Source organism: Neobacillus sp. OS1-2, assembly GCF_030915505.1.
Lineage (GTDB): Bacteria > Bacillota > Bacilli > Bacillales > Cytobacillaceae > Neobacillus.
This window is the reverse complement of sequence record NZ_CP133265.1, coordinates 58,989-79,328: the sequence shown is the minus strand read 5'-3', so window position 1 is coordinate 79,328 and position 20,340 is coordinate 58,989. Positions and strand designations below refer to the sequence as shown.

At 38.3% G+C, this 20,340-nt stretch carries 19 protein-coding genes and 1 pseudogene; 12 read left to right on the top strand and 8 right to left on the bottom strand.

The annotated features are described in order from the left end of the window. Nucleotides 1-8: 8 nt before the first annotated feature. The 4 genes and pseudogenes from RCG19_RS00370 to odhB all read left to right on the top strand — a co-directional run bounded on the left by RCG19_RS00370 (nucleotide 9) and on the right by odhB (nucleotide 5,927). On the top strand, nucleotides 9-398 hold the full coding sequence (locus tag RCG19_RS00370) for a hypothetical protein (protein ID WP_166240008.1): 390 nt from the start codon (nucleotides 9-11) through the stop codon (nucleotides 396-398). Between the two features lie 216 nt (nucleotides 399-614). Beyond that, nucleotides 615-1,688, top strand: a complete 1,074-nt coding sequence (gene mnmH, locus RCG19_RS00365; protein ID WP_308109242.1) for a tRNA 2-selenouridine(34) synthase MnmH — start codon at nucleotides 615-617, stop codon at nucleotides 1,686-1,688. 117 nt (nucleotides 1,689-1,805) lie between these two features. Further along, nucleotides 1,806-4,672, top strand: a pseudogene (locus RCG19_RS00360) (2-oxoglutarate dehydrogenase E1 component). Then, a complete protein-coding gene (gene odhB / locus RCG19_RS00355; RefSeq protein ID WP_308109241.1) occupies nucleotides 4,665-5,927 on the top strand; it encodes a 2-oxoglutarate dehydrogenase complex dihydrolipoyllysine-residue succinyltransferase in 1,263 nt (420 codons plus the stop codon). Before RCG19_RS00360 ends, odhB begins: the two are co-directional and overlap by 8 nt. 45 nt (nucleotides 5,928-5,972) lie before the next feature. On the opposite strand, the gene sda is transcribed toward odhB, so the two are convergent. After that, nucleotides 5,973-6,101, bottom strand: coding sequence for a sporulation histidine kinase inhibitor Sda (sda, locus tag RCG19_RS00350; protein ID WP_374049632.1), 129 nt, complete (start codon nucleotides 6,099-6,101; stop codon nucleotides 5,973-5,975). A 229-nt stretch (nucleotides 6,102-6,330) separates the two neighbouring features. On the opposite strand from sda, the gene RCG19_RS00345 reads away from it, so the two are divergent. Continuing rightward, nucleotides 6,331-7,968, top strand: a complete 1,638-nt coding sequence (locus RCG19_RS00345; RefSeq protein ID WP_308109240.1) for an AMP-binding protein — start codon at nucleotides 6,331-6,333, stop codon at nucleotides 7,966-7,968. Nucleotides 7,969-8,065: 97 nt separating this feature from the next. Continuing rightward, on the top strand, nucleotides 8,066-8,269 hold the full coding sequence (locus RCG19_RS00340) for a DUF6501 family protein (protein WP_166240098.1): 204 nt from the start codon (nucleotides 8,066-8,068) through the stop codon (nucleotides 8,267-8,269). Between the two features lie 60 nt (nucleotides 8,270-8,329). Here the strand turns inward: RCG19_RS00340 and RCG19_RS00335 are convergent, their stop codons facing one another. The 5 genes from RCG19_RS00335 to RCG19_RS00315 form a co-directional block, all read right to left on the bottom strand. Continuing rightward, nucleotides 8,330-8,923: a YhcN/YlaJ family sporulation lipoprotein gene (locus RCG19_RS00335; protein ID WP_308109239.1), complete on the bottom strand. Its 594-nt coding sequence runs from the start codon at nucleotides 8,921-8,923 to the stop codon at nucleotides 8,330-8,332. Between the two features lie 129 nt (nucleotides 8,924-9,052). After that, entirely contained in the window at nucleotides 9,053-9,847 is a 795-nt protein-coding gene (yidC, locus tag RCG19_RS00330) for a membrane protein insertase YidC (RefSeq protein ID WP_166240022.1), read from the bottom strand. A gap of 481 nt (nucleotides 9,848-10,328) precedes the next feature. Further along, complete coding sequence (pflA, locus tag RCG19_RS00325) at nucleotides 10,329-11,069, bottom strand: pyruvate formate-lyase-activating protein (protein ID WP_308109238.1); 741 nt, start codon at nucleotides 11,067-11,069, stop codon at nucleotides 10,329-10,331. Between the two features lie 61 nt (nucleotides 11,070-11,130). After that, nucleotides 11,131-13,356: a formate C-acetyltransferase gene (gene pflB / locus RCG19_RS00320; protein WP_308109236.1), complete on the bottom strand. Its 2,226-nt coding sequence runs from the start codon at nucleotides 13,354-13,356 to the stop codon at nucleotides 11,131-11,133. 332 nt (nucleotides 13,357-13,688) lie between these two features. Further along, on the bottom strand, nucleotides 13,689-14,141 hold the full coding sequence (locus RCG19_RS00315; protein ID WP_308109235.1) for a cupredoxin domain-containing protein: 453 nt from the start codon (nucleotides 14,139-14,141) through the stop codon (nucleotides 13,689-13,691). A gap of 263 nt (nucleotides 14,142-14,404) precedes the next feature. On the opposite strand from RCG19_RS00315, the gene mprF reads away from it, so the two are divergent. The 3 genes from mprF (at nucleotide 14,405) to RCG19_RS00300 (ending at nucleotide 18,211) form a co-directional block, all read left to right on the top strand. Continuing rightward, nucleotides 14,405-16,933: a bifunctional lysylphosphatidylglycerol flippase/synthetase MprF gene (gene mprF, locus RCG19_RS00310; RefSeq protein ID WP_308109234.1), complete on the top strand. Its 2,529-nt coding sequence runs from the start codon at nucleotides 14,405-14,407 to the stop codon at nucleotides 16,931-16,933. Nucleotides 16,934-17,036: 103 nt separating this feature from the next. Beyond that, complete coding sequence (locus RCG19_RS00305; protein ID WP_308109233.1) at nucleotides 17,037-17,741, top strand: D-alanyl-D-alanine carboxypeptidase family protein; 705 nt, start codon at nucleotides 17,037-17,039, stop codon at nucleotides 17,739-17,741. 41 nt (nucleotides 17,742-17,782) lie between these two features. Next, on the top strand, nucleotides 17,783-18,211 hold the full coding sequence (locus RCG19_RS00300; protein ID WP_308109232.1) for a hypothetical protein: 429 nt from the start codon (nucleotides 17,783-17,785) through the stop codon (nucleotides 18,209-18,211). 52 nt (nucleotides 18,212-18,263) lie between these two features. Here the strand turns inward: RCG19_RS00300 and RCG19_RS00295 are convergent, their stop codons facing one another. After that, nucleotides 18,264-18,524 (bottom strand): hypothetical protein, encoded by a 261-nt coding sequence (locus RCG19_RS00295; protein ID WP_166240034.1) that lies wholly within the window; start codon nucleotides 18,522-18,524, stop codon nucleotides 18,264-18,266. A gap of 178 nt (nucleotides 18,525-18,702) precedes the next feature. Between RCG19_RS00295 and RCG19_RS00290 the strand changes: the two genes are divergently transcribed. Next, entirely contained in the window at nucleotides 18,703-19,191 is a 489-nt protein-coding gene (locus tag RCG19_RS00290) for an Hsp20/alpha crystallin family protein (RefSeq protein ID WP_308109231.1), read from the top strand. A 124-nt stretch (nucleotides 19,192-19,315) separates the two neighbouring features. Next, nucleotides 19,316-19,726 carry a hypothetical protein gene (locus RCG19_RS00285; RefSeq protein WP_308109230.1) on the top strand — a complete coding sequence of 137 codons (411 nt, stop codon included), beginning with the start codon at nucleotides 19,316-19,318 and terminating at the stop codon, nucleotides 19,724-19,726. A 95-nt stretch (nucleotides 19,727-19,821) separates the two neighbouring features. Here RCG19_RS00285 and RCG19_RS00280 read toward each other — a convergent pair whose 3' ends face one another. Beyond that, a complete protein-coding gene (locus RCG19_RS00280) occupies nucleotides 19,822-20,064 on the bottom strand; it encodes a YkuS family protein (RefSeq protein ID WP_166240040.1) in 243 nt (80 codons plus the stop codon). Between the two features lie 100 nt (nucleotides 20,065-20,164). On the opposite strand from RCG19_RS00280, the gene RCG19_RS00275 reads away from it, so the two are divergent. Next, nucleotides 20,165-20,302 carry a YuzL family protein gene (locus RCG19_RS00275; RefSeq protein ID WP_166240042.1) on the top strand — a complete coding sequence of 46 codons (138 nt, stop codon included), beginning with the start codon at nucleotides 20,165-20,167 and terminating at the stop codon, nucleotides 20,300-20,302. Nucleotides 20,303-20,340 lie beyond the last annotated feature (38 nt).

Genomic DNA, 20,340 nt, shown 5'->3' with positions numbered 1-20,340 from the left:
GAAGGATTATGAGGGATTATGAATCAATCCTTTCTATTATGGCCTCACTTGAAGGATTCGGAGGAATTTCGTATCTACTTCGAGTTAATTTTGAAAAAAATACATTTGTGTCTTTAGAATGGAGAAATAAAGGGGTTTGTCAGACACTACCAGATCTCCAGACAGTAAAATCAGGCGATTTGGAGGAATTTAAAAGGGAAGTTTACAGCCTAAATATTAGGAAATGGAAGCCATCTTACCGAAAAGAAGAAGGAATTATTCTGGAAGGTAAATACTGGTCGGTAAAATTGAAAACGAAGGAAAAAATGTATGCTAGTGAAGGAACTGAATGTTTTCCTGCTAATTGGGATCAATTTTGTCGTGCAGTTGAAAAGTTAACGGGAACACCGTTTCGATAAGAAGGAAAGAGTGTTAATTGCTGACAAAGGTCGACAATTTCTTGATAAGAACGGTTATCTCCTTTATAATGTGTATATACTTTTACTATCTAAACTGGCTTGTAATAGTCTGTGTTGCCATAATTTTGTATGAAACTTCCAGTTGTGGAAGTTTTGTTTGTTTTTATAGATGTTTTCACCCATCTAATTATGATTTTTATCTAGGGGCGTTGTGTAATGAAGGAAATAACCGTTGAAGATCTTTTTAATTTGAAAGAATCGATGATCATTGATATCCGTTCACCAATTGAATTTAAGGAAGGCTCCATTCCCGGTGCAATCAATGTTCCTTTATTTTCTGATGAAGAACGTCAAGTAGTTGGAACCATTTACAAACATGAAGGCCAGGCAGCGGCAAAGTGGAAAGCGATGGAATTTGTTTCGCCGAAAATTCCTGCTCTTCTAAAGACCATTAGATCCTATCATACCGAGGGAGAATTAGTGATCCATTGTTGGCGTGGCGGGATGCGCAGTAAAGCAGTGATTACCTTCTTGGAATTTGCCGGTATTTACGCATGGAGGTTAATTGGTGGTTATAAAGCATATCGTCACCATATCCTAGAAAAAATCCCCACGATTATTCCTAATCAAGCGGTTGTCCTCCATGGGATGACAGGGGTTGGGAAAACAGAGGTTTTGAAGATCTTGGAAAAGAAGAGCTATCCTATCCTTGACCTGGAGGAAATGGCAGGTCATCGTGGGTCTATTTTCGGGACGATTGGCCTTTCGGAGGGTCATAATCAAAAGATATTTGATTCTCTATTATTTAAGGGACTTCAGGAAATCCAGGGTAGTGATTATTTTCTTGTTGAGGCAGAAAGCAAACGAATTGGCAAAGCCGTGCAGCCTGAAGAATTGATGGATGTTAAATTTAAGGGGATTAACATTTATATTCATTCATCACTTGAGCAAAGAGTTACACAGCTTGTTTCTGAATATGTATTGCCATACGAACAGGAACCTTGGTATTTCGAAAAAATTTCTTTGGGTATTGATAAGGTATTAAAACGAGTGAAGGATGTTGAAATAAGAAAAAATCTCTTGCAAACACTACATGAAAAGAATTATCGGGAAATGATTCTGATTTTACTTGACCATTATTATGACCCACGCTATGACCATGCAAGACAAGAATATGAAGGTGAATTTATTGATATTTATGCCGAAAATCCAATAGATGCAGCTGCAAAAATTATCACTAAACTTGATGAGTTAACCTTCCAACCACGTTTAATAACAAATAAGCATTAAGACCTCTTAGGTCTTTTTTTTTATTGATTTATATCAATTTCAGGTTCGTTTTATTGTGAAATGATAATAGTAATAAAGATGGTTAACAGAACCATAAGGTTTAAGGGGGTTCGACACATGAATAGAAAGTATTTAGAAAAAGGAGACTTTCTGAATAATTTTTCAGGTCCCAATCTTGGCTATCTGGTTGATCAATTTGAAAGGTACAAACAGGAACCATTGTCAGTTGAAGAAGAAATGAGAGTGCTTTTTGAGAAAATGAATGAAGCTGATTTTTCCATTTTCGCAAATACTGTTTCAAAAGAGGGTTTAGATTTTGGTCGAACAATCACGTCTGATTCTACACAGCAGAGAAAATTAATAGCGGCTGTAAAACTGGCTGATAATATTCGAACCTACGGTCACCTAGCTGCCAACATTTATCCGCTTGGTAATCATAAACCGGATCCAACCCGTTTCGAACTTGGGAATTATGGACTTAGTGAGGAGGACTTGAACACCCTTCCGGCGGAAATTCTTTGTTCAAATAGTGATTTGGCAACAGGGTTAGATGCATATCGATTTTTGAGGGATGTTTACACTAAATCCATCGCCTATGAGTTTGACCATGTTCATGCCGTAGAAGAGAAAAATTGGCTAATTGAAAAAATTGAGAATGGCAGAATGAGCCCAGGTATTTCCAAGGACAAAAGAATAAAAACATTAAAACGGCTTTATGAAGTGGAAGAGTTTGAAAGATTTCTCCATAAAACGTTTGTCGGGCAAAAGCGTTTTTCTATCGAAGGACTTGACGTGATGGTGCCCATCCTTGATGAAATAATTTCAGATGCCATTACAAACGGTGCTGAATACCTAAATATTGGTATGGCACATAGGGGCAGATTAAATGTGCTTGCACATGTGCTTGGAAAACCCTATGAAATGATTTTTGCGGAATTTCAGCATGCACCCAATAAAGAACTTGTACCATCAGAAGGATCAATTGGAATCAATTTTGGCTGGACAGGGGATGTCAAATATCATCTAGGTTTAAATAGACAGTTGTCTGCAGAAAATGCAGTAGAAGCGAAGAAGATATCCCTAGCGAATAATCCGAGCCATCTTGAGTATGTTGGGGCTGTAGTTGAAGGTTTTACAAGGGCAGCCCAAGACGATAAAAATACCCCAGGTTATCCAATGGAAAACAGTAAATCAGCACTTGCCATTCTAATACACGGGGATGCAGCCTTCCCTGGTGAGGGAATTGTAGCAGAAACATTGAATTTAAGCCGCTTAAAGGGGTACCGGACAGGTGGCACCATCCACATTATCGCAAATAATACGATAGGGTTCACAACAGAATCAGTGGATTCCAGGTCCACACGTTATGCAAGTGATTTGGCAAAGGGATTTGAAATTCCGATTATACATGTGAATGCAGATGATCCGGATGCTTGCATGAAAGCGGCCTTTTTAGCAGCAGAATATCGTGCCGTTTTTCAAAAAGATTTCCTCATAGATTTAGTGGGATACCGTAGATATGGTCATAATGAGATGGATGAGCCGATGACTACAAGCCCGCAAATGTATACGCTCATTCAGCGTCATCCAACTGTTAAAGAAATATATACAAAAAATCTACAAAATGAAGGTATGGTCAGCGAAAAGGATGTAGCGGGAATGGAAAAGGAAATTCATGAAAAACTGGAAGCCGCTTTCCGGAAAGTTTCACAAATCTCTAAGGACGGAGAAATAAAGGTACCGGAACCACCAGTTTTCATGAATGAGGATGCATCAATTGTCACGAATGTCCCTTTGGAAAAGCTACAAAAAATAAACAAAGAATTACTTGATTGGCCAAAAGATTTTAACGTATTTAACAAACTAGAAAAAATCTTAAATAGACGGGCTGATGCACTGAATGAAAATGGAAAAGTGGACTGGGCATTAGCGGAGACTCTTGCGTTTGCAACCATTTTAGCGGATGGGACACCGATCCGATTATCGGGGCAAGACTCAGAGCGGGGGACCTTTGCCCAACGTAATTTGGTGCTTCATGACAGCAAAACCGGGAGGCTTTTTTACCCCTCCACCTACTTTCTGATGGAAAAGCTTCCTTTGCCGTTTATAATAGTCCATTAACAGAAGCAGCAGTAGTTGGCTTTGAATATGGGTATTCAGTATTTTCACCCGATACACTTGTTATTTGGGAAGCACAATACGGGGATTTCGCAAATGCTGCGCAAGTTATTTTTGATCAGTTTATTGCAGCGGGTATGGCAAAATGGGGGCAAAAGTCCGGTCTTGTTCTATTACTGCCACATGGCTATGAAGGCCAAGGACCAGAACATTCCAGTGGAAGAATGGAGAGATTTTTACAGTCAGCAGCTGAAAAAAACTGGACGATTGCCAACCTTTCTAGTGCTGCGCAATATTTTCATATTTTAAGACGTCAGGCAGCCATGCTGATGAAAAAGGAAGTACGCCCTCTAATTATCATGGCACCGAAAAGCCTTTTAAGGAATCCAATGGTATCCTCGTCTGGTATTGAACTAAGTGAAGGAGAATTTAAGCCTGTATTGGAACAATTCACTACCGACAGGGATCAAGAGAAGATAGAACGGCTTGTCCTTTGTTCAGGTAAAATCGCAATCGATATTGCCGAACAAGTAAAAGATGATAGTCAATTTGACTGGCTTCAAGTATTAAGGCTTGAGGAAATCTATCCATTTCCAACAACTATCATTCATGAAATAGTTGGACGATATAAAAATCTGAAAGAAATTTTCTGGGTTCAGGAGGAGCCAAAGAATATGGGTGCCTGGAATTTTGTTGAACCCCGACTCAATGGAATTGCCCGTGATGGAATTAGAGTAGAATTTGTGGGCCGCCGTCGCCGTTCAAGCCCTGCTGAAGGGGAGCCAAATGTTCATAAACTCGGTCAGTCTAAAATTCTTCATGCAGCACTTTCACGGAATGAACAAGGAGGAGTAAATAATGGCTGAAATAAAAGTACCTGAATTAGCAGAATCGATTTCAGAGGGGACGATTGCTAAATGGCTTAAAAATGTTGGGGACCTTGTGGAACAGGGAGAATACCTAGTTGAATTAGAAACCGATAAGGTGAATATCGAGATCATTTCTGATTTTTCTGGTGTAATTACCGAGCAGAAGTTTTCAGAGGGTGATAGTGTAAAGGTGGGGGAGACGATTGCCGTTATCGCTGAAAGTAGCGTAGGTTCAGAACCTGCGGATGGAAAAATACCAGCAGAATCAATGGCTGAACCAACCAAAATGGAACCGATAGCAACTATTGCTGATTCCAAAGAAATAGCAAGCAATCAAAAGGCAGATCAAAGTAGTAACCAACGACCAATCGCTTCTCCGGCAGCCCGAAGATTGGCTCGAGAAAAAGGAGTAAATCTAAATGAAATTCCTGCAATGGATCCATTAGGAAGAATCCGCAAGCAGGATGTAACTTCTTTTCAGCAAGAGGATAAAAATAACCATCAAACTATAGCTAAAAAGGAAACAGCTCCTGAGATTCAAGATGAGTCTAAACCAATTATTTATGAAAAGATGTCAAGACGCAGGCAAACGATTGCTAAGCGCCTTGTCGAGGTTCAGCAAACAGCAGCAATGCTTACAACTTTTAATGAAATTGATTTGACCGCTGTGATGGATCTTAGAAAACGGAGAAAGGATACATTTTTTGAAGAACATGATGTCAGGCTTGGATTTATGTCCTTTTTTACAAAAGCAGCAGTGGCAGCATTAAAGAAATTTCCCTATATTAATGCTGAAATTCAAGGTGATAATCTGCTGATAAAAAAATTCTACGATATAGGCATTGCAGTTGCTGCCGCAGAAGGACTGGTTGTACCAGTGGTAAGGGACGCCGATCGTAAAACGTTTGCCGAAATAGAGCTGGATATCATGCAGCTTGCTGAAAAGGCAAAAACGAATAAGTTAGCATTAAAGGACTTACAGGGGGGAACCTTTACTATTACAAACGGAGGGGTATTCGGCTCATTACTATCGACTCCTATCCTAAATGGGCCCCAAGTTGCCATCCTTGGGATGCACAAAATTCAACTCAGACCTGTGGCGATCGATAAAGAGAAGATGGAAAACAGGCCAATGATGTATGTTGCCCTTTCGTATGACCATCGTATTGTCGATGGAAAGGAAGCGGTTACCTTTTTAAGTAAAATAAAAGAATTGCTGGAGGATCCAGAAAATTTACTTCTAGAAGGATAAAATAAGAAAAACCGCTGAGCTTTTCTCAGCGGTTTTTAGCTGACATTACGTGCGATTCTTAAAGGGTCTTAATCCACGACGTTGAATTTCATCTTTTAAAATCTTGATCCATTCCTTTTCCTTTCCAGATTTTAATGCATCCCGGTACGAAACAACTAACTGCTCGTTACTCATAATTTTCAATTGAAGAATGCCCTCCTTAGAAAAGTGGATTGAATATTCAGTTTTTACTATTGTAATAGGTCTCTGAGCTTTTGAGAACCACTATTTGATAATTGTAAAAAAAGGTTCACAATCTACTGAATAAAGTTGTATTTTAAAAATATTGAATATTCAACCAAATGTGGTAACATATTTTTGTAAGCGCTTTTTATGGTATTTTGGAACATTAGGGGGATGAAGGATGTCATCATTATTAAATGTTACCATCGGAAAACTAGTAGAAGAAAAAGCAACATTACATCCGGAACACGTGGCAGTGGTTTATTCAGATCGAAATTTGAGATGGACATACCGTGAATTTGATGAAATTTGTCGAAGGGCCGCAAAAGGTTTTATGAAGCTCGGAATAAACAAGGGAGAACAGCTTGCTGCTTGGTCAACTAACACTCCTGAATGGCTCGTTACACAATTTGCGACCGGTAAAATGGGTGCAGTCCTCGTCACAGTTAACACTAACTACCGAACTGCTGAACTTGAGTACCTCTTAAACCAATCTGATACAACAACGATTGTTTTAATGGATACTTGGAAGGATGCTTCCTATATGGATATGGTATATGAAATTGTCCCGGAATTGAAAACCTCAGAACCAGGCAGGCTGAATAGCAGCAGGCTCCCTTTTCTAAAAAATGTCATTGTTCTAGGTGAAAAAAGGTATCCCGGAACCTATTCCTGGGAAGATATCATTAAGCTTGGGGAAACCATTTCAGATACGGAATTAAATGTGCGAATGGATTCTCTTGAACCGGATGATGTCATTAATATGCAGTACACCTCGGGGACAACGGGGTTCCCCAAAGGGGTCATGCTCACCCATAATAATATCGTTAACAACGGCTTTAATATTGCTGGTTGTATGAAGCTGACCGTAGCTGACAGGCTTTGTATTCCGGTTCCTTTTTTTCATTGTTTTGGATGTGTCCTGGGAACGATGGCATGTGTTTCTGTCGGCGCGACAATGGTTCCTGTTCAAGAATTCAGCCCAAGAAGAGTTTTACAAACGGTTCAAGACGAAAAGTGTACAGGGCTTCATGGAGTTCCAACCATGTTTATTGCCGAATTAAATGTTCCTGATTTTGACAAATATGATCTTTCAACATTACGAACGGGAATCATGGCAGGATCCAACTGTCCGATTGAGGTCATGAAGGCAGTCATCGAAAAAATGGGAGTAACTGAAATCACCATCGCATATGGTCAAACAGAATCATCACCGGTTATTATGCAAACAAGAACCGATGATCCAATTGAGTTACGGGTAGAAACGGTGGGAAAAGCATTGCCGAACGTGGAAGTGAAAGTTGTCGAACCGGGAACAAATAGAGAAATCGGATACGTTGTTCAGGGCGAGCTTTGCACACGGGGATATCATGTAATGAAAGGGTATTATAAAAATATTACCGCCACAAATGAGGCGATTGATACAGAAGGTTGGCTGCATACAGGCGATTTAGCTGTAATGGATGAAAACGGGTATTGTAAAATTACGGGGCGGTTAAAAGATATGATCATTCGCGGCGGCGAAAATATTTATCCTCGAGAAATCGAAGAATTTTTATATTCCCATCCAAAGGTTCTTGATATTCAGGTTATTGGGATTCCAGACAAAGTATATGGGGAAGAAGTAATGGCCTGGATTATTTTAAAAGAGGGACAAGCGGCTACTGCTGAAGAACTACGAGAATTTTGCTCGGGTAAGATTTCCAAACATAAGATTCCCCGTTATATTGAATTCACGGATGCCTATCCCATGACGGCATCAGGAAAAATTCAAAAATTCCGTCTTAGGGAAAAAGCGATTGAGATGGTAAAAAATTAAGAGGTACCCCAAGTTCTGAAGATGGATATTGTTGCACAACACTTGCTGGATTGATTATACTAGAACATGGACAACACTGAAAGGAACGGTGGCAGCAATGATTCATTTAACGTGGCGGGATCGAGAAACAGTTAGAAAAGTAAAATGCGTTCATACCGATGCAAAAAAATATCTGGTAAATAACGCCTTAACTGTCGGTACTATTTATGATGTAAAAAACGAAACAGAAGAATTTTACTACATCATTGATAATACCGGAAAAGTCGGTGGGTTTTATAAGGAATATTTTCAGGATGTTTAATGCATAAGGTTTTAAGGGACAGATTCCTATTAAGAATCTGTCCCTTTTACTTCGCTACCATTATCGTGCATCCGGGAACACTCTTCTGATAGTATCGGAAAACTCATTTACGAAACCTGAGATTGGTTTTCCATTTCGAATATCGCTGGCATAATGATTCATTCGATCATAGAAATCTGGATTAACCGATATATAAACATTGTCGATATCGGCGTCGACCGATTTAACAGCTCGAGAAATTTTATTTTCAATATCTGTTGTCAGCTCATTCCTTGAGGATGGATCCAGCTTGGCTGCCACATAGGCATTATTATCGGTTACAATAATATTCGCATGGTCCACCTCAGGCAAATTTGTCACTTTATCGGCTGCTTTATCCGCGATTCTTATTTTTGATTGATTGTTTCCAACATTATTTCGATTATCGTGGCGTACATTAGTAATGTTGTTTCGAGTTCGATCAAGGTCCCGATTGCTTGTATCAACCCCCGTAATCGCAGGGCCGCCATTATTCGGGGTATTATAATTTACCCTTGTTGGTTCATTTGTATTTCGGTTGCGGTAGGCGACATTATCATTTACATCATTCCTTGCACAACCAGATAAATAAAGACTAAATACGAGGGATCCAATTACAAACAAACTTTTTTTCATGTGGTTTAAGCACTCCTTTTATCCAAGTTGTACAAAGATAGAATGTCTAATTTTGCAAAGGACTATCCTGCCAACATTTTGGAAATAAAAAAAGAAGCATTCATAAGAAATGCTTCTTTTTCAAATCGATTATTTTTGTTTAACTGGTGTCGATTCGATCGACTTTGTTGATTTATAAAGTCTGTGGCTAATAAAGGTTTGGGTAGTTAAGAATAGCCCACCAACAACCCAATAAAGCGGTAGTGCCGCAGGAGCGCTAAAGGAAAACATTACAATCATTAATGGCGACATTAGACCCATGATTTTCATTTGCTGCTGCTGTGCAGTCGGCATATTGGTTTGAGATACTTTAAACTGGAAGTAGTAAACTACCCCTGCGATAATTGTGATAATGATATCAGGATGCCCCAAATTAAACCATAAGAATTGATGGGCGGCAATTTCTTTTGAACCACGAATCGCATAATAAAAGGCGGTTAAAATTGGCATTTGAATTAAAAGTGGTAAGCAACCCATATTCAATGGATTAACACCATGTTTTTTATACAAACCCATCATTTCAGCTTGAAGTTCTTGCTTTTTCTTAGCGTCCTTTTCCGTCTTCATTTTCTTCTGAATAACATCCATTTCTGGCTTTAAGACATCCATTTTTTCCTTCATTGCCATTTGATTTTTGTATTGTTTTAACATGAACGGCATGAGGATAAGCCTGATCACCAGGGTGACCAGAATAATTGCTAAACCATAGTTTCCATTGAATAGTTCAGCTGTTGAATGAATAATGGTCGAAAAAGGATGGACAAAATAAGTTTGAAAAAATCCATGGCTATTTCCACTTTGTGCATTAGATGAACAAGCTGATAATAGCATAGTTGGTAAGATTAAAAGGACTGCAAGTAAGATAGATGATCGTTTTGTTTTCATATTTCCTCCTAGAATGTTTGTCTAAATTGGTTAAGTGAAAAGGAAGGAAATAGGTTCTTCAGAATCATCTTGAGTACATTCTTTTCTACGAATATATTTAACAATTCTTTTCAGAATAAAACTTCCATGTAATCCGCTTTTTTTACGGTAAAAAACCAATGGGTGAATTATTTTTGTGTTTGTTGGATCGGAAGTATTGCCCAAAAAGGAATACTCGACACCCCAAGCCAATAAAAATTTGAGTATTAATCCCAAGTAAATACTGACGTAAAGAGCATTCAGGGTATTTATATCCGAGTGGTCAATAAGTAACTGAAACAAAAATTATCACCTCTTCTTTTAAACCAATGATATGAGTATAGCCGAGAACAGCCAAATAATCAATTTAAACCGTGTAAAATACTAAGTGGGAATGACTTCCTAGCTCTATTAAATGAAAAGAAAACACCAATTCTTCAAGAATTGGTGTTTGAATTCTTCTTTAACGCCTTTTCCAATGGGCAGTAATCGCTTGATAAGCATACTTGACCTTTTCTTCAGTTGGTGGCTCGACATGTTTTAACGGATACTCGTGTCCTAGGGCTTCCCATTTATATACCCCTAGTTTATGGTAAGGAAGGATCTCTATCTTCTCCACATTTTCAAGTGTACCAATAAACTCACCAAGTTTTTGGAGATCTTCCGGATCATCAGTAACGGTTGGCACCAATACATGACGAACCCAAATAGGAACGTTTCGATCGGATAAAAATTTTGCGAATTCTAAGATGTGGTCATTCGCCATTCCTGTCAGCTGAACATGCTTTTTCCGATTTATATGCTTTAAATCAAGAAGGACTAAATCAGTAACCGTTAAAAGTTTTTCCAGCTGCTCGATAAAAAGTTTGGAATGGGAGAAGCAGCCACCGGAAGAATCAATGGTTGTATGAATTCCTTGCCTTTTACATTCTTTGAATAATTCCGTTAGGAAAGGAATTTGCAGCAATGGCTCACCACCGCTAACAGTAATTCCTCCCCCAGAAGCCTGAATGAAAGGAAGATAGCTGATCAGATCATCCATGATTTCGGAAACAGTCATCTGCTTGCCCGTGCCGATTTCCCATGTATCTGCGTTATGGCAAAATTGACAGCGCAATAAGCAGCCTTGGGTAAAAATTACGTAACGAATTCCTGGTCCGTCGACAGTTCCTAATGTTTCAATAGAATGAATATTTCCGTTCATGATGATGACCCCTTTCATTTATAAGGCGGGAGCTCCTCGAAATAGGGGAGCCCCAGAATATTTATAGTGATTCATGGAATGTACGATTAATGACGTCTAGTTGTTGTTCTTTTGTTAGTTTAATAAAGTTCACCGCATATCCGGACACACGAATTGTTAATTGTGGGTAGAGCTCCGGATGTTCCATTGCGTCCATTAGTGTTTCGCGATTAAAGACGTTTACATTAAGATGGTGTCCTGTTTTCATTGCATATCCGTCCAAGATGGAAACTAAGTTGCGAATTTGGGTTTCTTCTTCTTTTCCAAGTGCCTTTGGTACGATGGAGAAAGTATTTGAAATTCCGTCCATTGCATAACGGTAGGGAAGCTTTGCAACAGAAGACAAGGAAGCTAATGTTCCTTTTGTATCCCGGCCATGCATTGGGTTTGCACCCGGTGCAAATGGTTCACCAGCACGGCGTCCATCAGGTGTATTACCAGTTTTCTTACCATAAACCACATTTGAAGTGATAGTTAAAATGGACAATGTATGCACCGAATCACGATAGGTTTGGTGTTTGCGCAGTTTTTTCATAAAGGTTTCAACAATTTCAACCGCCATGCTGTCAACACGATCATCGTTGTTTCCGTATTTAGGGAAATCACCATTTACTTCGAAATCTATAGCAATTCCGTTTTCATCACGAATGACCTTTACTTCACCATATTTAATGGCACTTAGTGAGTCAGCGACAACACTTAAGCCGGCAATTCCGGTTGCCATGGTACGTAGAATCTCCGTATCGTGTAAAGCCATTTCTATCCGTTCGTAGCTGTATTTATCGTGCATGTAGTGAATAATGTTTAAGGTGTTTATATATAGACCTGCAAGCCATTCCATCATTTTATCAAATTTTTGCATGACTTCATCGTAATTTAATACTTCTGCTGTAATTGGCTGATATTTTGGCCCGACTTGAATTTTTAATTTTTCATCGACACCACCGTTTATAGCGTAAAGCATTGCTTTAGCTAGGTTTGCACGGGCACCAAAGAATTGCATTTGTTTCCCGATTTCCATCGCCGATACACAGCAGGCAATTCCGTAGTCATCACCATATTCCGGACGCATTATCTCGTCGTTTTCATATTGAATAGAGCTAGTCTTGATGGACATCTTTGCACAATATTTCTTAAAGTTCTCAGGCAGTTGGGTTGACCATAACACTGTTAAGTTTGGCTCTGGTGCAGGCCCTAAATTATCTAGTGTATGAAGGAATCGGAATGAGTTTTTCGTAACTAATGAACGTCCGTCAAGCGCCATACCGCCAATGGATTCCGTTACCCATGTTGGATCACCGCTAAATAATTCGTTATAGTCTGGTGTACGGGCAAATTTGACAAGACGCAGCTTCATAACGAAATGGTCCACAAGTTCCTGTGCTTCCACTTCTGTTAATCTACCATTCTGTAAATCTCTTTCAATATAGATATCTAGGAATGTAGATACCCGTCCAAGGCTCATCGCTGCACCGTTTTGCTCTTTGATGGCTGCCAAGTATGCTAAGTATACCCATTGGAATGCTTCTTGAGCTGTTTCGGCAGGGAGGGAAATATCAAATCCATAGCTTTTTGCAAGTTCTTTCAGTTCTTTCAATGCACGATATTGTTCGGACAGCTCTTCACGTAAGCGAATGTTATCTTCTGTCATAACGTTGCTCGTATTTTGATAATCTTTTTGTTTTTCTTTCATTAAGAAATCAACACCATATAAAGCAACACGGCGGTAATCACCAATAATGCGTCCTCGTCCATAGGCATCAGGAAGTCCGGTAATGATTCCGGCTTTGCGGGCTTTTAGCATTTCGTCTGTATAGGCATCAAAAACACCTTGATTATGTGTTTTACGAAACTCGGTAAAGAATCTCTCAATTTCAGGATTTAATTCATAGCCGTATGCTTCGCATGCTGCCTTTGCCATACGAATTCCACCAAAGGGCTGCATTGATCGATTAAAAGGTTTATCTGTTTGCACGCCCACTACTTTTTCAAGTTCTTCATCAAGATATCCTGGTCCATGTGAAGTGATAGTTGAAATGGTTTCCGTGTCCATATCAAGGACACCGCCATTCTCACGTTCTTGTGTGGTTAGCTCCATTACCTTTTCCCATAGTTTGTTGGTTGCGTCAGTAGCTGTAGTTAAGAAGGAGTCATCACCCTCATAAGGAATAAAGTTCTTCAAAATAAATTCGCGTACATTTACTTCTCTTGTCCAAGTTCCTTTAGAAAATCCTTGCCATTGTTCCATGATTATCCACCTCTTAAATTTGATAAATTATATAACAGATTAGTTATTTATATCTTAGTTAGAGTATAACAGTGTGAATGTGAAAAGTCTCACATAAAAAGGAAGTAATTGTTAAGATATTGTGAAGTAGTGAAAAATGAGGGTTTATTGCGGATAAATTTGAAGAAGTTGTGAACTTGATTGTTAACAATTAATAAACTGTACTATAAAAATATACACGATATTAAAATCTGTTATATAAGAAGAATTCAAAATATCAATGCTTTAATAGTGAAAACAAATGAAACGGTGCCATTTGATAAAAAAAAAAGCAGGAAAGAGGCAACCCGCTTTTAATCAACCACAATATAGGCGATCATTGGCCCATTATGGGACCTGTCTGAATGGACCTCACAGATTAAGCGGTAGGTCCCCTCTTTCTCGAATTGAAGGGGAACTGTCGTTTCCTCCCCCTTTTTCACTGTACCTTTAATCTTGGTCCCTTCAATATAAAATGGATGCTTTTCACCATTTATTCCACTAATGAATAGCTTTACTTTTTCCCCTTTTTCAAGAAACACGGTGCTAGGGTCCCAACGGTAGGATTCTAGTTCTTGCCCATCCTTCGTGGTTGTCTTGAATTCTCCAGTCACCATATGAATTTCGCGAATCTCTTTATCTGATTGTTGATTAAATACGGTGGTATCGCCTGCTTTTAACATGAACCAAGCGGAAATACTGGCGATGACGATGCCGACAGCTAAAACGAATAGTAGTGTTTCTTTCTTTAAGACTAAGAATTTCATGTATAAAATAACCCCCTCGATAATTTGTCCTATTTATACTTATGCATAGAAGGTAAGTAAACTTGTCTCTTTTAAAAAACTTTTATTACTTTGTTACTCTTTTCGAAATATTCTATAGAAGCAATGGGATTACGCAAAAGATGGTTGAACCTTATCTAAACTGTCTACAATTAAACTAAGCCGTGTTGGAATATATTTCTTTGTTTTTACTGGCGAAGAGTTTATAGTAAAATCAGGAATGAAAAAAATAGGTGGTAATCTTGTTGGGGATTAAAAAAGAAAAGGTTCTAAAAGTGGCCAAATTTATCTTTCCATTATTATTATTAATTTTCGCTATTATTGAGATTAGAAAATTTACCGGAAATTTAAATGGTCAATTACTCAAAAATGAAATCAATCAACTGAATATTTGGAGTTTATTATTGATCCTGGTCGTTACCTTTGCTGCTGTTTTACCGATGCTGCTTTATGATGTCATCTTAGTGAGGATTTTAAAGTTAAAGGTTTCAAGAAGAGAACTGCTGGAACAATCATTTATCGCTAATTCCTTTTCTAATTTAATCGGTTTTGGCGGATTAATTGGTGCCATGCTAAGAACCTACTTTTTTCATAAGCTAGAAAAGGACAAGCGGAGACTTTTAGGGATAATTGCTTCTGTGTCACTCTATTACCTTACGGGAATTTCTCTTCTTACTTGGATTGTTACCATTCACTATCGAAATTTTCCGCTGTTTGTGGAAACCAAATGGCTTTATTTCGCCGTTGTAGGGGTAGGTTTGTATTTACCTGTTTTCTTAGTAATACATATGATTAAGTCAAAAAAGGACAATCAGACATTGATTACCACGAATGAAACAATCAAGCTAGTCATTGTCTCCGTTGTTGAGTGGTTCGCTGTTTTTATAGCTATATTTGTTTTAAGCAGGATCCTTGGTATTTCAATCACGTTTGAAAATTTATTTCCGGTATATGTTGTGGCCGCATGTGCGGGTATTATCAGTATGATTCCCGGCGGGCTAGGTTCTTTTGATTTAGTCTTTATTTGGGGGATGCAGGATTTACACGTGCCCGAAGAGAAATTTCTCGTCTTGCTTTTGTTATATCGCATTGGTTACTATTTCATCCCATTTTTGGTCAGCTTAATCTTTTTTGTTAAACTCTACTGGCAAAGGTGGAACCAATCCTGGAATTACCTTCCTAAAGCAATTGTTCAAGGATTAAGTCATGTCATTTTAACCATGCTCGTATTTCTATCGGGGTTGATTTTACTGTTATCGGCGAGTGTTCCGGGAATTATGTCGAGGCTTAAAATTGCTCAGGAATTGTTGTCCTTTCCAATTATTAATGTGTCACATCAACTTTCGGTAGCGGCTGGTTTTTTACTGTTAGGTTTATCACGCGGCATTGAATACAGTGTGAAAAGAACCTATGATTTGACCATGCTTGCGCTAATTCTGGCTGCTTTATTCTCCATTTTTAAAGGGATTGACTATGAAGAGGCCATCTTTTTAATCATCGTTGCGTTGCTGTTGAGAATATCAAAAGGGCAATTTTATCGAGAAAGCTATGTCCTCACATGGGGAAAAACCATTTTCGATGTGACGGTGATTTTGGTCCTTACTTCCATGTATATTTTGATCGGATATTTAAACTTGCCGATAGCAAAATTAACGATCCCAACAAAATTCATACCATATGTCATTGTCGATTATCGAGACTTGTTCAAGAGTGCAGGCATTGGCCTCGTAATTGCAGTTTTGATCTTGTTTGCCGGCTATTTGATCAGCCTGCCAAAAAAGTGGAAATTCGAAAGATCGATCGGTCATGAAAAAGAAATAATGAGCCATTTTACCAAATATAAAGGAAAAGTGTTATCCCATTTAATCTTTTTGCATGATAAATATATTTTCTGGAATAGCGGGAAAAATGTTTTAATCCCGTTCCAAAAATACGCGGATAAATTAGTTATCCTAGGCGACCCGGTTGGGGAGAAAAAGGAATTATCAAATGCAATCGAAGAATTTCAAGAAATTGCCGACCTATACGGTTATACCCCCGTCTTTTATCAAGTGAGTGATGAGATGCTTCCATATTTACACGGTCATGGCTTTGCCTTTTTTAAATTGGGTGAAGAGGCCTTTGTGGATTTGAAGACCTTCACACTTTCTGGAAATAAAATGAAGGGATTAAGAGCCCTAAAGAATAAATTCAGTCGTGATCAGTTCCACTTTGAATTAGTAAAACCTCCTTTTTCGTCAGAACTGTTAGGAGAATTAAGGGGAGTTTCAAATGAATGGCTGCAAGGTAGAAAAGAAAAGGCGTTTTCGCTCGGATTCTTTGACGAACATTATTTAAATAAGGCACCTATTGCTATTGTCACTGATGAGAATAAGCGGATTCTTGGTTTCATGAGCATCATGCATGTTTATGATGATTATCAAACGATATCTGTTGATTTAATGAGAGTGATACCTGATGCACCATCAGGTACCATCGATTTTCTGTTTCTTTCGTTAATTGACTGGGCAAAGGGACAAGGGTATGAGCGCTTTAATATGGGGATGGCCCCACTTTCGAATGTGGGCCTTTCAAGGTTTTCCTTTTTAAGTGAGAAAATAGCAGCGCAAATTTTCTTACATGGCCATTTTATTTATCATTTCCAAGGCCTGAGAAAGTTTAAGCAAAAATATACAAATAGTTGGGAGCCGAAATATTTAGCGTACAGAAGAAAATCGTCTCTTCCCTTTATAATGGCCCAAATTACATTATTAATTTCTAAAAAAAGGACATGAAAGTTAACCGGTAGGATATTCCTATCGGTTTTTTCTCTTTATTTTTTTGAAGAATCTGTTAAAATCGAATAGGGATAAATTGTAATGTAAGGGTGTTTATTTATTGAAAAAATTTGTTAGCTGTACCATCATTTTGCTCTTCCTATTTACCACACAAATAAAAACCTGTGCTGCTGAACCAGTCCAATTGGATTTAAAAAGTGAAGGGGCTGTTCTGTTAGATTCTGACACGGGTGCTGTTCTTTATGCTAAAAATGCCAATGAAAAAATGTACCCGGCAAGCCTTACGAAAATTGCCACTGCCATCTATGCCATTGAAAAGGGGAATTTAGGTGGAATCGTGACTGTCAGCAAGAATGCCGCAAGCCAAGACGGTACGCGAGTATATTTAAATGAAGGGGAACAGGCTCCGTTACAGAAGTTAATTCAAGGCATGCTTATTAATTCAGGGAATGATGCTGCAATGGCAATTGCAGAACATCTCGATGGCACAGTGGATCATTTTGCTGAAAATCTAAATAATTATTTGAAGAATAATATTGGTGTAAACAATACGCATTTCACCAATCCTAATGGATTGTTTGATGAAAACCATTACACCACGGCGATGGATTTAGCCATAATTACCAATTATGCAATCAAGAATCCCGTTTTTGCAGAAATATTTGGGACGAAGGTACTGGAATGGCAGGGTCAGTCTTGGGCGTCTACACTATATACCCATCACCGAATGCTAAAAGGGGAGCTCCCTTATCCAGAGGTAACAGGGGGAAGACGGGTTATACAGATGAAACAAAACAAACATTAGCCACTACTGCTGATAACGGAAAAATTAGGCTGACAGCGATTGTGTTAAAGTCTAATTTAAAAAATGATAAGTATAAGGATACCGCTTTATTATTGGATTACGGTTTTAAGGCATATCAGCACTCAACCATTAAACAGGGAGAAATTTATACAACCGAAAATAAAGAATTTTTTCCGGAACACGATACTCTTATTACCGAAGATGTTGCAGGTTGTACGAAAAAAATCAATCCTGACGGAGTACTTTCGATAGAAAATCATGAAGGACAGTCCATCCAGTCAATTCAATTAAAGGATAAAGAGGAGCCTAAAGTGAAAATAGCTCCCATAAAAGAAGGTAATACGAAAGAAAGTAAAACAAAAGAAAAAAATATACAAATTTTAAATAGTAATGTATTCTTTGGGTTAACAATTCTTGCATTAGTAGCGGCAGTCATTGGTTTTCGCAAGAAAGGGGCGAGTAAATACTGATTCTTATATGAAATAGGCCATGGAAAGAAACTCCTTTCCATGGCCTATTTTTTTAGGTTTGCCTATCGACTGTCATTGGTCGGGAGTCGAAGGAGGAGGGAGAGTCGATTTGGTCTTTATCATCGACAAAGCTTCTCGTACCTATAAAGTCACTTTTGTCACCAAAGTTTTGCCCGTAGCCCTGATTTTTTTTATCTGAATTATGCCATTCAGCTAATAGATTCTGCCCAATATTTACGGCAGATGCATTTTCAAAGGAATTAATTTTAATCATAAATATATTTATATTTATATATGGAATCGGTACTGGCATCAAATCTCCTCCTTTTTCCTTGCTAATAACTATATGCGATTTTTTAATGTTTATGAAACAGGCATAATAGTTGGATTAAATTTCGAATAAGATTAGTAAGATGGAAGTAGGAGCGATAAATATTAATTTCCTTTTTTACTCCACACATATTTAAGAGGAAAGAAAGGGGTGTGGATTGATGGAGATGGATAAATTAAAACAATGGATGGACATTGCCAAGAATATGCATGGGGGAGACTTCTGGAATAATATATTTGACCAAGATTTCGCAAAGCAATTTATGAACGAACAACAATTCACCCAGCCGTCTGCCAATACGAACGGACCATCTGGTCGTGAGGAGAAAACCACGCGTACATTCCCGGTCATTGATGTATTAGAGAATGAGAATGAGGTGGTGGTTATGATTGAAGTTCCCGGAGTTATGAAGGAAAACCTGGAATTAGGGCTAAACGGCACAATCCTCACCGTCAAAGGAAAGGCATTACCAATCCATCCGCAATTAAATTTAACCTATTCAGAAAGATTTTATGGAGAATTCCAAAGACAAATCACCTTACCGGATTCTGTTAGTCCCAATCAATTAAATGCAAAGTTTTGGAACGGTATCCTTTTCGTTAGTTATCAACGAACAGTTGAAAAAGGAGAAATTATTCCTATCGACTAAACTGATTTTGCCCTGAGATCTTTGACGATCGAACATTTATGTTCGATTATTTCATGATTGGACATGTTTAGCTGTTTTCTCTATATAAATGTAAGTAAGGTATAAAATAAGGGAGTTTGTGAGCATGTCACTTAGAGATGTATTCCTATTATTCAGTAAAAATGATGGAGAAAAGGAATTAAAGAAAAAGTTACTTTCCTTAGAAAGTAATATCGAAGAGTTAAAAAAAACGCTGCACGACTTCCAGGAACAAAAGGTTAAGGATTACAAGCCACCAGAACCGCCAATCATCATTGAAAAAATAAATATAGAAAAAATCATTTTAGATAAGTATGAACTAAATAACAATTTTGGTCAGCTTGGAATTAAAGAATTAAAAGGGAAATTAAATATAGGGGCGACATATGGGAGTGAATTTACCCCCAAGCTTGATGAAGAAGATAAAATAGAAGAGGTGCGGAATGAAAAAATGAAATCAACCTCTAAAGAAAGGGGTCCTAAGGTCAATATTCATGCGAAAAAGGAGAATCAATAAAAGACTAAAGTGGAATCCTTTAGTCCTTTAAATGTTAAATTGCTTTGAATATTGTCTAGCTTCATACGCCGATAACCAGGCGCCTTACGCTTTTATTATTGCAGCCTGCTTTCGACCTGCTGGCATACTTCATCAGCTGACATTCCATTTGCATCGATGACAGAGCCTTTTGTATAGGTATCCTGCATACCCATTACGTTTGAATCAAGGCCAGTAACAACACAACAGTCACAATTTTGTGCATCTGACTCCTGCTTCAGCTCAATCACATCATGACCTTTTTCCCTAAGTGCTTGTTGAATATTTGTAAGCGATTGTTCTACTCCAACTTTTGCCATACAAAACACCTCCTCAATAAATTATCATGCCAAAGATTACGGTAAATATTCGGTATAGCAACCATTAATTTTCCGAAAGATAGTAGGGGAGGTGTATCAAATGGGAAAACGTAGTAAACGAAAAGCTGATCCATCCACAATTGGGCTTAGTTCGCCGCAAGTAGAGGGTCAAGGAACAACCATGACTGAAACAGGATCACGAGAAGAACCATCTTCAAGAAAAAAACAAAAGAGATAGTAGAAAAGGAAAAGGATGTCCGGGGTGACTTAATCGCA